Source organism: Pseudomonas sp. WSY_20 (genome assembly GCF_043104335.1).
Taxonomy (GTDB): domain Bacteria; phylum Pseudomonadota; class Gammaproteobacteria; order Pseudomonadales; family Pseudomonadaceae; genus Aquipseudomonas; species Aquipseudomonas parafulva_B.
Window position 1 is genome coordinate 44,373 of sequence record NZ_JBICKP010000046.1, and the last position, 14,691, is coordinate 59,063.

Here is a 14,691-nt window from a genome sequence, read left to right on the forward strand (position 1 = left end):
ACATGCGCCTGCTGCTGGTTGAGGACGATAGCGCGTTGGGTGAAGGCATCTGCGATGGTTTGCGCCAGGAGGGCTACACCCTTGACTGGTTGCAGGACGGCGTCAGCGGCTTGCACGCCCTGCAGCATGAAGCATTCGACGTGTTGATACTGGACCTGGGCCTCCCACGCCTGGACGGTATCGAATTGCTGCGCCGGCTTCGAGCAGGAGGCAACAGCCTGCCGGTGCTGATTCTCACCGCACGCGATGCCCTGGAGGACCGCATCGCGGGGCTTGATGCCGGGGCGGATGACTATCTGGTCAAACCCTTCGACCTCAACGAACTCAAGGCACGCCTGCGTGCCCTGCTGCGCCGCAGCGCTGGCCGGGCCACGGTGCTGATCGAGCACGGTGGTGTCAGCTTGGACCCGGCAACCCAGCAGGTGCATTTCAAGGGTGCCGAAGTGGTGCTGACGCCCAAGGAGTACCGACTGCTGCATGAGCTACTCGCCCAGCCCGGCAAGGTCTTCACCCGCGAACGCCTGACGCAGTTGCTCTATGGCTGGGACGAGGAGCCGGAAAGCAACACCCTGGAAGTGAACATCTACCAACTGCGCAAGAAACTGTTCAATGGCCTGATACGCACTGTGCGCGGCATCGGCTACCTGGTCGAGGCCAAGGTATGAGGTCGCTACGCCAGCGCACGCTGTGGCGCGTCATGCTCTTGCTGCTGATCGGCACCGGCTTGCTGGCGTTGTACAACTACCATGACAGCCGCCATGAAATTAACGAAGTGTACGACGCGCACCTTGCCCAGAACGCACGCCTGCTGCAGGGGGTAATGAGCATGCCGGTTCAAGGCGGCGCGCGTGACGAGCTGTACCGTGCCTTCAACACCGCGCTGGCCCAGGCGGGCCGACACCGGGTGGGGCATCCCTACGAGAGCAAGCTGGCCTTCCAGGTCTGGGACGAAAACGCCGCACTGATGGTGCAAACGCCCAGCGCACCTCGCCTGGATCCGCGGCCCATGCGGCCTGGGTTTTACGATTTCACCAGCGACGACGAGCAATGGCGCGGTTTCGTGCTACCGGTGCCCGACAAAGGCTGGGTGATCTGGGTGGGTGAGCGCGATGACGTGCGCTATGACTTGATCGACCGTATCGTTCGTCACACCCTGATGCCATTTCTGGTGGGCGGCCTGGCGCTTGCCGTGCTGGTATGGGCCGCCATCGGCTGGGGGCTCAAGCCGTTGAAGAACATGGCCGACGTCATTCGCGCGCGGCATGCCGAATCACTCGAACCGCTACAACTGGTGCCGCTGCCCTCGGAGCTCGAACCCATGCAGGCTGCCCTCAATCGCTTGCTGGCCCAGATCAAAGACCTGCTGCGCCGTGAACATCGCTTCATTGCCGACGCTGCTCACGAAATGCGAACACCCTTGGCAGTGCTGCGCCTGCATGCGCAGAACGCACTGGCTGCCAGCAACGAAGCCGAACGCACCAAGGCCTTGACGTTCCTGATGGGCGGCGTTGATCGATTGACGCGGGTGGTCAACCAACTGCTGACACTGGCCCGGGTGGAGCCTCGAATCGGCCAGCGCCCCCATGAGCACGTCGACCTTGCCGAGGTGGTCACTGACATCCTGGCCGAGCTTACCCCCTGGATACTGGACAAAGGCCTGGAACCCTCCCTGGAAATAGAGGGCGGCGAGCACCGTGTAGCCGTCGATGCCAGCGCGTTGGGCATTGCGCTGCAGAACCTGATGTCCAATGCAGTCGAGCACTCGCCCCTTGGGGGGCGCATCACCGTCTCGCTGCGGGGCAACGATGAGCGTGTCGAATTGGTGGTGCAGGACGAAGGGCCAGGTATCGACGAGGCGAGCCTCTCGCGGGTGTTCGAACGTTTCTACAGCCGCAACAGCCCCAACGGCGCTGGCCTTGGGCTGTCGATCGTGGCAGCCATCATGGGGCACCTGGGTGGCCGGGTGGTCCTGAAAAACCGGGCGGCAGGTGGGCTTGAGGCTGCGCTGCTCCTACCGAGGGAATAAGCCGCGGTACCGAGCCTACGTCCCAAGGCCTACGGTACATGCCTGCGCCGCCTCCCCCAACATCTCCCCCGCCAACACCCGAAACCGTCGAGTCAGCACGTTCTCAGGCCGGTCGGATGACAGGAGCAGATACGTGTAGAACCGCAACTGCGGGGTAAACGGCCGTATGTCGATACCGGTGTGCAAGTATTCTGCCGCCACCAGCGGACTGACCACGCTCACGCCCAGCCCTAGCCCGACCAGTGAGCACACGGTAGCGGCATGGGTGGCGTCCAGGTTGAGCACCCGCGGGTCATCCTCGGCGAACAGCCGGTCGAGCCGCGTGCGGGAGCCGTCGGTATGCGAAAGCGAAATGAATTCTTCGCCCTTGAGGTCAGCAGGCGTCACGGCTTGCAAGGCACCGAGCCGGTGGCCCTTGGGGAAGATGCACACGCCAGGGACATCGCAGATGATCTGGGACTGCACGCCCGCCATGTCCTCGGCCACATAGGACACCAGGCACACATCGCAGAACCGGGTCGCGGCCCAGTGCGCCACGTTCGGCGAGTCATTGGTGTGGATGGAAATATGAACGTGCGGGTTCTGCTGGCGAAAGCGCTGGATGATCTTTGGCAGCAGACCATGGGTCAGGGAGGGCACCGCGCCGATACGCAACTGCCCGGTACCGCCGCGCTTGAGGTGCTCGGCGGAGGTTTCCAGGCTGTGCAGCCCAATGAAGGCGCGCTCTACGTCGGCGAAAAACTGCGCGCCCTCATCGGTTGGCAGCAAACGCCCCCCTACCCGTTCGAACAACTTGAACCCATTGGCCCGTTCCAGTTGCGCAATCAGCCGGCTGACATTGGGCTGGGAGGTATGCAGCGCCTGCGCCGCTGCTGTCATGGAGCCGCTGAGCATGACCGCGCGGAAGGTTTCGATCTGCTTGAAATTGATGGCCATATCATTTCTGCATGACGGGTTGATGTATTGTCATTTGATTGCATGACGCGCAGATTTTATAACTACAACCACATCGACGTCTGCTCCGATGCAGCGCGATACCCCCGAGCGCATACCGGCAACAACACACATAACACCGGTGCTCCAGCGTCACTTCAGCTCTGCCCTTGTACTCACGCATCGCCCCCGCACAGTGGCGCGGTGCAGCCCGGTAATCAGGAGGCATCATGTCGTTCTCGTATAAGAAACTAAGCGCTGCACTGGCCCTGACGTGCGTGTCGTTGGCGGCGGTACCCACCGTTCAGGCCGCCGACCTGCCCGCCGTCCCCGCAGCCATCAGGGAGGCGGACCACCTGCGCGCTGGCGTGCGCTGCGACCAGCCACCGTATGGCTACCAGGACAATAAGGGTGAATTCGCCGGCGTCGAGGTCGAGATGGCCAAGCAGATTTCGCTATGGGCCCTGGGCTCGAAGGACAAGGTCAGCTTCACCTGCGTGACCGCCGAAAACCGTGTGCCGCAGTTGCTGGGGCGCAAGGTGGACTTGCTGATCGCCACCCTGGGCGTCACCCCGGAACGCCAACGGGTGATCGACTTCACCACGCCCTACCGGTGGGGCGCCAGTGACGTGGTGGTAAAGAAGGACAGCCCGGCCCGCGCGATCGCCGACCTCAAGGGCAAGACCCTCGCCACGCTCAAAGGGTCGGTGCAAGCCAAATGGTTCGAAGACCACATGCCCGACGTCAAGACCCTGCGCATGAACAGCGCCGCCGATGCCTTGCAAGCCTTTCGCCAGGGCCGCGCCGACGCCTACACCCACGATGCCGCCACCCTCGTGGTGGTCGCCGACAACGACCAGGATGCCCGCCTGATAGGTCAACCGTTCCAGATCTCCGATGCCGCCATCGGCGTGCGCAAGAACGAAGCGCAGTGGCGCGACTTCCTGAGCGCGGCGGTATTGCGCATGCGCGAGGAACACCTGTTCCGAGGCTGGGTGCAGCAGTTCGTACCCGAAAACATCCAAAGCTACTACATCAGCGTCTTCGAGCAGGCCAAGCCTGCCGAAGCGCTTTGATCGGCCGCCATCATGGAGTTCGACGTCCATTATCTGGTCGAGCAATGGCCTGCCCTGCTCGACGGTGTGCTGATGACACTGCGCATCACAGCCCTGGCCATCCTCTGCTCGCTGTTGATCGGGGTGCTGGGCGGGGCGGTGCGCGTCATGAAGATCCCGGTGCTGTCCCAGGCAGTGGCGCTGTACGTGGAGCTGATCCGCAATACGCCGATCCTGGTGCAGTTGTTCTTCATCTTCTACGGCCTGCCGGCCATTGGGCTTGGGTTATCGCTGTTCTGGTCGGGTGTGGTGTGCCTGTCGCTGTGGGCCGGTGCGTACCAGATCGAGAACATCCGCGGCGGGCTAGCCACGGTGGAGCGTGGCATGCGCGAGGCGAGCCTGGCACTGAGCCTCAAGCCCGTGCAGTACTTTGCCCTGATCGCCATGCCCATCGCCTTTCGCACCAGCCTGCCGGCGATGCTCAACACCGCGATCTCACTGCTGAAGAACTCTTCCTACCTACAGGCCATCGGCCTTGCGGAATTGACCTTCGTCGCAGTGGACCGCATCGCCACGGACTTTCGCGCCATCGAGATGTTCACGGCCATCTGCGTCATGTACCTGGTGCTGGTGGGGGTACTCGCGTTGATGACTGCGCGGCTGTCCGCCCACCTGCAACGCCCTTTCCGGCAGTGAGGCGACCATGAATTTCCTACTCGAAAACTGGAGCTTCGTGTGCAAAGGGTTGTTGATGACCCTGTACCTGGCATTGGTGGTGTTGCTGTTCACCACGCTGATCTCGGCCGTGCTCGGCGTGCTGGCCACGGTCAAGAACCGCCTGTTGGGGTGGACGATCCATGGCTACGTGGAGCTGTTTCGCTCCATTCCGCTGATCGTCAACGTGTTCTTCATCTTCTTCGGTGCGCCGATGTTCGGTGTGGACCTGAGCCCTTTCGCCGCCGTTACCGTGGGCCTGACCTTGTGGGGAAGCGCCAACGGCATCGAGATCGTGCGTGGCGGGCTGGAGTCGGTGTCCAGGCATCAGTGGAAAAGTGCCTGGGCCCTGGGCCTGCGCCCCTGGCAGATCTACCTGCATGTGGTTGTGCCGCAGTCGATGAAAGCCATCCTGCCGGCCTACACCGGGTTGCTGACGATCCTGGTGCAAGCCACGTCCCTGGGCGCCCTTGTGGGTGTGGGGGAGTTTCTCAAGGTCGGTCAGATCATCATCGAGCGGGAAACCGTCATGACCGGCGTGAGCCCCGCCTTCGCAGTCTACGGCGTGGTGCTGTTGGTGTACTTCGTCATCTGTTCGGCGCTGACCTGGCTCAGCCGTTATCTCGAACGTCGTCTGGGTCGTCCGGCGGCACGTACTTCCACTGAAGAGGTTCCAGCATGCAAGCATCCAAAGTCAGTCGGCGCCTGAAGGAAAGCACCGCGCCGCAAGTGAACGAGTACATCTACCGCCCGCGCCTGGAAGGCTTTGCCAGCGGCTTCGCGAACCTGGGTAACGTCAACAAGGCGCACATTCTGATGCTGGCCGAACAAGGCCTGATCCGCGGCGACCATGCCAGCGTGCTGGCCAAGGGTGTGCTGGACATGGAGCAGGCAGGCGCGGATGCGGTCGAGCTGGACCCTTCGCGTGAGGACGCCTACTTCAACTACGAGGCGCACCTGATCGAGCAGATTGGCGCTGACATTGGCGGGCGCCTGCACACCGGTCGCAGCCGCAACGACATCCTGGCCACCCTCGACCGCCTGCGCTGCCGCGACCTGCTGATGGACCTGATCGACGAGTTGGCAACGGTACGCGCCACGGCCCTTGACTGCGCCGAGCGGTACGCCGAAGTGGTGATGCCTGGCTACACGCACCTTCAGCCGGCGCAGCCGATCACCTACGGCTATTACCTGAGTGCGGTGGAACAGGCCCTGGAGCGCGACAGCAAACGCCTGACCCAGACCCTGGAATCGATGAACCAGTGCCCGCTTGGAGCAGCCGCCTTCGCCGGCACGCCGTTCGACATCGACCGCGCCCGCACCGCCGAGCTGCTGGGCTTCGACGGCTACCTGGACAATGCCCTGGATGCCATAGGCTCGCGGGATTTTCTGCTCGAAAGCCTGTCGCACCTGAGCAACCTGGCGGTGTTCTGGAGCCGCGTGGCGCAGGACTACTTCGTGTGGAGTACCCATGAGTTCAACCTCATCGACTTCCCCGACAGCGTCGCTGCCACTTCCAGCATCATGCCGCAAAAGAAGAACCCCACCGTGCTGGAGTACCTCAAGGGCCGCAGTGGCCATATCGTCGGCCTGCTGATGGGTGCGAGCGTGACCATCAAAGGCACCAATTTTTCCCATACCGGCGACGGCAATCGCGAAGGGACACGGGGCTTCTGGGAGGCTGCCGAAGAAAGCCTGCGCTGCCTGAAACTGCTGGACCTGGTGCTGCGCACCGCCACCCCCAACAGTGACCTGGCGGCACGCCGCGCCGGTGAGGATTTTTCCACCGCCACCGGCTTGGCCGACCTGATGGTGCGCGAGGTCGACCTGTCGTTCCGCGAAGCCCACCATGTGGTCGGGGGCGTAGTGCGCCTGGCCATGGACCAGGGCCTGCCGGCCAATCAGATCACCACCCGGATGATCGACGCCTGCGCCCTGGAGCAACTGGGCCATGCCCTGCACCTACCCGAGCAGAAGGTGCGTGATTGCCTGGACCCGGCCAGCAACGTGCAGGGCCGCAGCTCTGCCGGCGGCCCCTCGCTTGGGTCCTTGATGCCAAGCCTGGCGCGCGCCAGCAAGCGCCTGGGCGCAGAGCGTGCGGCCAACCAGCAGCGCCGCGAGCGCATGAGCGCGGCCGACCTCAACCTGCAAGCCCTGACCCGGGCACAGGCGGGCCTATGAGCACAATCCTGACGGTTCGCGACCTGCACAAAAGTTTCGGCCCCCATGAAGTGGTCAAGGGCGTCGACATGGACGTGCGCCAAGGCGAGGTGGTGGTCATCATCGGCCCCAGCGGCTCGGGCAAGTCCACCTTCATCCGCTGCCTGAACAGCCTGGAACCGCCCTCCAAGGGCACCGTGGTGGTGGGCGATGGCGATCAGACGCGTGCGGCAGACCGCAAGGCCTTGGCCCGGCTGCGCGAGGACGTGGGCATGGTGTTCCAGGACTACACGCTGTTCCCGCACATGACGGTGCTGGCCAACATGATGCTTGCCCCGGTCAAGCTCAAGCGCGCGACCAAAGCGCAAGCCCAGGCTCACGCCCTGGCGTTGCTCGAGCGCGTCGGCCTGCGGCACAAGGCCGCGCATTACCCGGCCGAGCTGTCAGGCGGCCAGCAGCAGCGGGTGGCGATCGTTCGCGCCTTGGCGATGAAACCCAAGCTGATGCTGTTCGACGAGCCCACCTCTGCGCTCGACCCGGAAACCGTCGGCGACGTACTCAATGTCATGAAGGGCCTGGCGGCCGAGGGCATGACCATGATCGTCGTCACCCACGAAATGGGCTTCGCCCGCGAGGTGGCCGACCGCGTGGTGTTCTTCGACGCCGGCAAGGTCATCGAGACCGGGCCGCCGTCGCAGCTGTTCAGCGCCCCGCAACAGGCCCGCACCCGGCAGTTTCTGCAAAGCGTTCTGCACTGAACGAACAGCGTGTACAACCCTTCTTTGCGCAGCCAGCGCCCGCTTGCACCGGCCAAGCGTGTCTGCGCGCCAGCCAGGAGTATTTCAGATGAACGAAGCGACCCAATCCCTGGATACACCGGGCATCCAACCCATGATCCAGATGGAGAACGTCAACAAGTGGTACGGCAACTTCCAGGTGCTCAAGAACATCAACCTCAGCGTGCAGCCAGGTGAGCGCATCGTGCTGTGCGGCCCGTCCGGCTCAGGCAAGTCGACCACCATTCGCTGCCTGAACCGCCTCGAAGAACACCAGCAGGGCCGCATCGTGGTCGAGGGCGTCGAGCTGACCCACGACGCGAGGCAAGTCGAGACCATCCGCCGCGAAATCGGCATGGTGTTCCAGCACTTCAACCTGTTTCCCCACCTGACCATCCTGCAGAACTGCACCCTGGCGCCCATGTGGGCGCGCAAGATGCCGCGCCACGAAGCGCAAGCCTTGGCGATGCATTACCTGGAGCGGGTGCGTATTCCCGAACAGGCGCACAAGTACCCCGGCCAATTGTCCGGCGGCCAGCAGCAGCGCGTGGCGATTGCCCGGGCGCTGTGCATGAAACCCAAGATCATGCTGTTTGACGAACCCACCTCGGCACTGGACCCGGAAATGGTCAAGGAGGTGCTCGACACCATGGTCAGCCTGGCCGAGGACGGCATGACCATGGTGTGCGTGACCCATGAAATGGGCTTCGCCAGGACCGTGGCGCACCGGGTGGTGTTCATGGACCAGGGCGAGGTGGTCGAGCAAGCCGCGCCGGCGGTGTTTTTCGAACGGCCTCAGAGTGAGCGAGGGCGGTTGTTCTTGAGTCAGGTGCTGCATTGAACAGGGGCGCCCCTTGGGCGCCAACCGTGCTGCATTCGAGAATTACAGCGACGACCTGCTTTCGTTCTCAGCGATTGGACCGAGCCGCGCTTTTCCCGCAGGCATGCCCCGCACGTATTGGATGTTGGAGCAGCTTAACCTGCTGCTTCAACGTTTTTGAATACTGCCTCTACTTCACTTTCCAGTTGATTGATCGCGCCGAGGTACTCGATCAATTCCGCCGCCCGGCTGCCGCGCAGCCCGGCCGTGGTCATTTCCCCATCGACCACGTAGCTGTACACGCCACTGACCGCGAACGCCTTCAAACTTCCAATGTGCCGGGCCTGATCCGCCAGCGTATCCTTGAACGCCTGCCCCTCGAAAAACCGGCGCCGGGCCACAGGGTTTCCGAAGGCGACTTCCATGATTACCAGTTCGGCACGCGCTGGCGTGGCCGTGTGCGCAACGTCTGGTGCCGGCGGATGATTCCCATCGTTCTGGAAGGGGGCACACAGGTGCACTTGCACTTTCAATACCGAGGCATCCTGCGCTAGGGTCGGCGCGAGTTTGTCGCGCACATACGCTTGCAGATCTTCAAGGCTTTGTCGCGGGCTCATGTGCACATGAATCCGGTCGGAATGATCGAGCCCATTGAGGCGCTCGTCCGCCAGCCGATTGACCACCATCGTTGACCCTTGCGGGAGATCGTACGCCAGCGTTTCGTCGAACATGTTCTGTTCGTCAGAAAACAGGATAGGGCTGGCTTGCTTGAAGCGCGCCTGCTGGTCGGCGGACTTGAAGCCGATCTCTACACCGCCATCGAGTTCGTAGTCTGCGATCTCTCCCACGCCCTCAGCCAATGGCCAGAGGTGTGCGTCCTGAGTGCGCGAGAAGTGGTGCTGGATGTACAAGCCCAGCCCTGGCAGCCGTGAGCACAACGGGCCGTGCACGTCGCGCCAGTAGTGGGCGAAGATCGCGTGAGGGACACGTTCGCGTCTTTTGACGGTGGTGTAGCTGTTGAGGGTGATTGTCATGGTCTGACCTTGTTGAGCTTACAGTGTGTTCAAGGTCAGAACCGCCTGTGGGGATAGCGTTCAGTTGAAAGTGCTGGCGATCTGGCGTTGGAGTATTTTGGCTAGTCGTTCGAGCGGTTCCTCCGGCCGAGAGGTGCTGTCGATGGTGACTCTCTGAACTGAAGACCCGACAGAATTCAGCCCTTTGAGTTTTAATTGACCCGAACTTCAGACTTGGCTAGCTAGCCCTCACTCCTGAGAGGAGACGACGGTGAGGGGTTAGATGTGACCCTGGTAGTTGTGCTGGATATCAGTTGTAGCGGATCGAGAGTCAACAAAAAGCGGTAAACGACAGAAACCGAACGATTTCCAAATGCTCCCCGACACGCCAGAAAACGCGGCCAGCTCAAAAGCCGCTGTAAGCAATGCAGCTATTCGGGATCCTCCGATCAAGTCAGCACGGAGCATCTGACCTGTGCTGAAACGGCTCTCAGTCCAACTGCCTCCAACAAGCCCGCCATCCCATGAGCCAGCTGAGCTTTTCCGATTTTAAGTCTGCCGGTAAACGCGAGATTAAGCCTCACTACTTAAAGACTGGCGGTGGCCGCAAGCCGTGTCCACGGTAAACTGAATCAATCCCGCGTGATAAAGCGCCAATTCGGCTATGTGAGACCCCGATGCCATTGCTTGGCCAAGAACACGGCGCAAATGGCCACGCTGTTTGCCCTGTCGAAGCGGTGGATGGTGAGCCGACAACTATTGCCTGTTGCAAAAGGAGGGCGTCCAGGAGGGCAAACAACCAAGGCTATGCTTTGGCTATCCAATTATTAGCGGCTGAAAATCGGGCTTTCGGCATCCTTAAGCCGTCCATTTCCAGCTGATGGGCAACGTGCTCGGAGTTTCCCTGATCGCAGGACTCACTGAGAGATTACACGATAAGGAGTTCCGAACAAGTTAATCACAGGCAGGAAATGGGCGGCTGACGGGAAAGCTGTTCGAAGCTCCCCTAATGGACTTTAACCGGCATTGGCTTCAAACCCATCTCCCGAATTTTTTCTACCATAGGGTTGAGATCGGAGTACTTAGGCCGGTAATGCCCCGAAACGTTATAAATGTGTATTTTACGCTCCACCCCAACAATGAGCGTGCCTGCACTGACTACCCGCTTATCGTTCAGAAGTTTCGCCAACAGAGGGTGACTAACGTAATCAGGCTCTCCCTTCCTACCTGACAAGGCAATCACCAGCTCATTATCAGCACCTAAAACAAACTTCCTCGGCCTCGAATTTTCGTTAATGAGATCGGCCACGTCACGCACCCGCCTTCTAGGATCATTAGCGCGGCGTGATTCGAGTATGTCGGATTCCTTCGCCAGTTTTCGTTTTTTGTGATTTCTCAAGACCCTTGCTCCATCAGGCAGCGGCGGGGATTCTCCGAAACTAGCCAAGAGCTCCCGAAAATAACGCCACATATATCCTGAAGGATCCACACGGTTTACTGGATCACCGGCGCAGTATCCGTAGGTGCTGATTCCCGCCCCAGCGAAAGGTGCATAAGGATCAGGGCTAAAAAATCTCATGAGTATCGGTGAGTAGACACGAACACCGCTCCCAAGAAAATAAGAGCTTAGATGGCGATCTTGCATCTCGCCATTGAAAGCCACATGCGCAGACGTGAAACCAACAGCGGGAGAATAACCATAGCACGAATACCAGGGCATAATTTACCCCTCCACCGCAAAGCAGTCACAACAGTACTATGCAAGCTCAGCCCTTTCAACTAGCAAAAATACCAGTCTATTGAAAAATACCGGCCTATTGAAAATTCATTTAAGTATTAGGGAAACCTCCAAAAACCTGCCCATCAGCTGGAGATGGACGGCTCAGATTCTGTATGAAATTGGTATAAACCCAATTATCGCCCCGGTATCGTCAAGAATCTTACAACCTCCCCAGTCACCACGGGAAAAGGTGCTGGAAGTGCCGTGTGACGAGCCTGCCGATCACGCTCTAGACCGCAGCCATAGTGGCCTAATGAACAAAATTCACGTGCTCGGCGATGCCAACAGAGTACCGTTACGCTTCCATCATCTCTGGCGGTCAAGCCGTTGACATCAGCTATGCGAAGTAGCTGCTTGAGGGCGTTTGTAGTGGCCAGCTAATCCCGGACACCGGATTACGCTTAGACCAACTCACTGTCCGGTTTAGGTGAAAACGCCCATCCCACCATGCGTCGTGCAAACAGGTCGATAACTGCCGCCACATAGTGCCACTGACCTCGGACCCACACGTACGTGATGCCGCCGCACCATACTTGATTCGGTGGAGTGACATCTAATGCGCGCTCCAGCACGTTAGGTGAGCCAGGGCGCTCCACTGTTGCTTTCTTGTAGGCATGTGAACCCGGTTGCTTCCTGATCAGCTTCGACTTCCTGCAGCACTGCGGCTCTGTGTAAACAGCTCGTCAACCCGAACTCGCAGTGCCAGTAGCGCAACGTCCGGAGATCACTGCTTATGGCAACGCGCGTAGTAACACGAGCGAGTGACTTCAAACACCGAGCAGAGTAATTCGACAGGCTCCTCGCGGCGGAGCTGATCGATCAACGCAAGCGCTCGTGTTCCTCGGCCATCAAGAGCGCGGTAGCCTTTTTCTAAAATAGATTTCTCCCGCTTCAGCCGGTTGATCCGAGCTTCCAACTCTTAGATCTTCTGCTGCCCACAGGTCAGCGCCTTGCTTGATGGCGTAGCACCGCCCCGTTCTGACTGGAGTTGATTCACCCAACGGCGCAGCGCCGATTCAACCAAGTCGAGCGACGGGGCGGCCTCAGTAAGGCTATGGCTCTGGTAGAGCAACAGGCAGGCTGCCTCGCGCTTGAATTCGGGGGCGAAGGTACGTCGTTGTCTGCTCATCGAACACCTCTGTATGGCGATCATTTTCGCCTAAAAAGATGTCCGGGGTTAGTGGACCACTGCAGATGGCGCAATACAACGGATTAGCCATAATTATTATCGAGAAAGTTTGCACTGACTACTTCATCCATCTAACACCGTAAATGTTTCTGCGGAAGGTATTCTCAGGCCAGATCAAGCTTCCTAATCACACGACTGAAACACAGTCAAAAGAGCGCTGAAAGCATACACCTTACCAACTTCATACTCTATCTAGACCATCAAAAAGAAAGCACTAGGAAAGAATACCAGCAAATCAACAAAACTCTGAAGGCCAATTAGTGACAGAAAGCGGGCGACCAGCACCATGGCCGCCCGCTTTCAGCATTGCATTAGAGGTCAGACCATGGAGCCAGTTTTAATTAGGCACTCAGGCTCGATTTTATCTTGGTACACTTGATGCAAAGTTTCTAACACAAGACGTCCGAACGGTGTAACTTCATAGGCAACATCAATGTAAGATTCAACCTTGCTCGGATCTAACATCGTCGTCTGGCGCGTAGCCGTCTTGATCGATCTCTTGCATACCCTGAAGCTGACCAAAATGTCACCTAACGCATGCTCAAAGCTGTGAGGATTTTGATAGCCATGCATGAAGAGGAATAAATCCAAGTTATCTACCCTCTCAAAAACTCGAGCTATCTCCCTGAAATTATGTTCATGAATCTCTCTTCGAACCAGACGCTTGAATGCACCAGCAAGCATAATCGCCTTCTGTTCATTCTCTAAGCGATCCATCAATTCAATAAGATCGGTCACAAAATCTTCCGCCTCGCCGGCGGTTTCAAACTCCTCATCAAATTTTTTCAGATCATCATCAGTCAATTCTGAAAGATTAGAATGAAAAACCTCTACGCGCTTCAAAAACCTACTGCGCTTATATTTATTTCGAAACTCCCAAGCCCCAATAAGTGATCGCACTACCGGAACGTTCTTTAAAAGTTCCGAATCCGTCAATGTATCAATAGCTGCTTCAGCGTAATCAGCACCCGGCATTGACTCAAAAAAACTTCGAACCGCCCCTTTCGGCTTATTAACCTTTTTATCTTTTGAGTCGTTCATTTCTATCTCCCTAACCTACCCTAACACCAACGACCACACTTGAACTTATGATTTTGCTCAGCCAACCCCAGCCTGGATACCTATCCCTCATGCTAATAGGTGTGCCTTCGCAACGAGTTCCAATCGCGATGCCCAGATACGCTTGAGACCCCTTGGTATTTCCCAGTACATTGCAAACAACCGGCTGCCCCCCTCATGACGCAGATCATGGAAGTATAAATCCTCGATACCAGTCATCTTGCATGCTTTGGATCAGGCCGTTCCAATTGTGTCAGTGTTATACGAGAATATCTCCGGACTCACGCGGCATGCTCTCCATAATAATCCAAGCCGCATCCGGCAAGTAGCAACACACACCGTTGCCGATCTTCTGCCTAGGGTTTTACATGTCCCTGACTTTCACCACCTGGCGATGCTCATCCAGATCCTCTCACCGATTGCGGGCGATCTCGTCCATCCGGCGCGTTGAGAAGATAGCGAATGCCTGACCTTGGGCATGTGAACCACGCTGCGGCGTCGTTGCAGCATCTCAAAGAAATGTTTCAGGACCTTATCCAGTTCATCCAGCGTAGGACGTCGATCTCTCCCCCGGCTCTTCATGTTGTAGCCGAACTTCTTGAGCCCCAGGCGCGCATCAGTCATTGCTAGTGGATAGATCTCGTACCCCCAAGCTGCCCTAGCCAGCGCCAACACCGGGCCCAAGTGCGCCAGATCATTGCCGGCCGTCTGCGGCTTGTCCTTCCCCCCCTTCAGGACTCATGCGCCACAGGGCATAGGCCACCAGCACCTGCTGACTTATGTCGAAGTCAACCTTATCCCCAAAGTATCTGTTCTTGATAGCGTACAGTGTATGTCGCTTCGACTCGCCCAACGGCCGAGCTTTCTCTCCCCCACCAGATACCGGTCGATCATCTGCTTGACCGTGTGCGCAGCTCGGGTGGCGCGCTCGATAGCACCAGGTTCAGCTAACTCGGTTTCCCGTCGCTTCGCTCAGGCCACTGCAGCCTGTTTGCGGGCGAACGTTTGGCTCTCTTGGTAGACTGTCACCTTGTCGCGATTGATGCGGATCTGGACGAGATAGCTGCTGCTGCCATCGGCCTTTTACGCGTTCTGATCGTTGCCATCTGAGATTGGTACACGTCTGTACCAAACGCTTGGTAATAACGCCTCAAAACCCCGAAAAT

At 58.9% G+C, this 14,691-nt stretch carries 12 protein-coding genes and 3 pseudogenes; 9 read left to right on the forward strand and 6 right to left on the reverse strand.

The genetic code is table 11. The features are described from left to right. Positions 1-2: 2 nt before the first annotated feature. On the forward strand, positions 3-665 hold the full coding sequence (locus tag ACF8E5_RS11970) for a response regulator (RefSeq protein ID WP_058639377.1): 663 nt from the start codon (positions 3-5) through the stop codon (positions 663-665). Further along, entirely contained in the window at positions 662-2,026 is a 1,365-nt protein-coding gene (locus ACF8E5_RS11975) for an ATP-binding protein (RefSeq protein WP_392475331.1), read from the forward strand. The genes ACF8E5_RS11970 and ACF8E5_RS11975 overlap by 4 nt, the downstream gene beginning before the upstream one ends. A gap of 15 nt (positions 2,027-2,041) precedes the next feature. Here ACF8E5_RS11975 and ACF8E5_RS11980 read toward each other — a convergent pair whose 3' ends face one another. Then, the gene (locus ACF8E5_RS11980) at positions 2,042-2,962 is read right to left on the reverse strand and encodes a LysR substrate-binding domain-containing protein (protein WP_230376709.1); all 921 of its coding nucleotides are present in this window, start codon (positions 2,960-2,962) and stop codon (positions 2,042-2,044) included. A 227-nt stretch (positions 2,963-3,189) separates the two neighbouring features. Between ACF8E5_RS11980 and ACF8E5_RS11985 the strand changes: the two genes are divergently transcribed. From ACF8E5_RS11985 to ACF8E5_RS12010, 6 genes are all read left to right on the forward strand, one after another. Next, the gene (locus ACF8E5_RS11985) at positions 3,190-4,035 is read left to right on the forward strand and encodes a transporter substrate-binding domain-containing protein (protein WP_392475333.1); all 846 of its coding nucleotides are present in this window, start codon (positions 3,190-3,192) and stop codon (positions 4,033-4,035) included. A gap of 12 nt (positions 4,036-4,047) precedes the next feature. Next, positions 4,048-4,710, forward strand: a complete 663-nt coding sequence (locus ACF8E5_RS11990) for an amino acid ABC transporter permease (RefSeq protein WP_023534227.1) — start codon at positions 4,048-4,050, stop codon at positions 4,708-4,710. Between the two features lie 7 nt (positions 4,711-4,717). Then, positions 4,718-5,437: an amino acid ABC transporter permease gene (locus ACF8E5_RS11995; protein WP_058605676.1), complete on the forward strand. Its 720-nt coding sequence runs from the start codon at positions 4,718-4,720 to the stop codon at positions 5,435-5,437. Beyond that, positions 5,407-6,909: an argininosuccinate lyase gene (gene argH, locus ACF8E5_RS12000; RefSeq protein WP_392475335.1), complete on the forward strand. Its 1,503-nt coding sequence runs from the start codon at positions 5,407-5,409 to the stop codon at positions 6,907-6,909. Before ACF8E5_RS11995 ends, argH begins: the two co-directional genes overlap by 31 nt. Further along, on the forward strand, positions 6,906-7,646 hold the full coding sequence (locus ACF8E5_RS12005) for an amino acid ABC transporter ATP-binding protein (RefSeq protein WP_326384295.1): 741 nt from the start codon (positions 6,906-6,908) through the stop codon (positions 7,644-7,646). Before argH ends, ACF8E5_RS12005 begins: the two co-directional genes overlap by 4 nt. 88 nt (positions 7,647-7,734) lie before the next feature. Next, the gene (locus ACF8E5_RS12010) at positions 7,735-8,505 is read left to right on the forward strand and encodes an amino acid ABC transporter ATP-binding protein (RefSeq protein ID WP_392475336.1); all 771 of its coding nucleotides are present in this window, start codon (positions 7,735-7,737) and stop codon (positions 8,503-8,505) included. 134 nt (positions 8,506-8,639) lie between these two features. Here the strand turns inward: ACF8E5_RS12010 and ACF8E5_RS12015 are convergent, their stop codons facing one another. Continuing rightward, positions 8,640-9,518 carry an EthD domain-containing protein gene (locus ACF8E5_RS12015; RefSeq protein WP_392475337.1) on the reverse strand — a complete coding sequence of 293 codons (879 nt, stop codon included), beginning with the start codon at positions 9,516-9,518 and terminating at the stop codon, positions 8,640-8,642. Positions 9,519-10,136: 618 nt separating this feature from the next. Here ACF8E5_RS12015 and ACF8E5_RS12020 point away from each other — a divergent pair. Beyond that, a pseudogene (locus tag ACF8E5_RS12020) lies at positions 10,137-10,328 on the forward strand (hypothetical protein); the annotation flags it as partial. Between the two features lie 175 nt (positions 10,329-10,503). Here ACF8E5_RS12020 and ACF8E5_RS12025 read toward each other — a convergent pair. The 4 genes and pseudogenes from ACF8E5_RS12025 to ACF8E5_RS12040 form a co-directional block, all read right to left on the reverse strand. Continuing rightward, entirely contained in the window at positions 10,504-11,217 is a 714-nt protein-coding gene (locus ACF8E5_RS12025; RefSeq protein ID WP_392475338.1) for an RHS repeat-associated core domain-containing protein, read from the reverse strand. Between the two features lie 464 nt (positions 11,218-11,681). Continuing rightward, positions 11,682-12,406: pseudogene (locus ACF8E5_RS12030) on the reverse strand (transposase); the annotation flags it as partial. 378 nt (positions 12,407-12,784) lie between these two features. Further along, a complete protein-coding gene (locus ACF8E5_RS12035) occupies positions 12,785-13,507 on the reverse strand; it encodes a hypothetical protein (RefSeq protein WP_392475339.1) in 723 nt (240 codons plus the stop codon). Positions 13,508-13,517: 10 nt separating this feature from the next. After that, positions 13,518-14,631, reverse strand: a pseudogene (locus ACF8E5_RS12040) (site-specific integrase). Between the last annotated feature and the right edge of the window lie 60 nt (positions 14,632-14,691).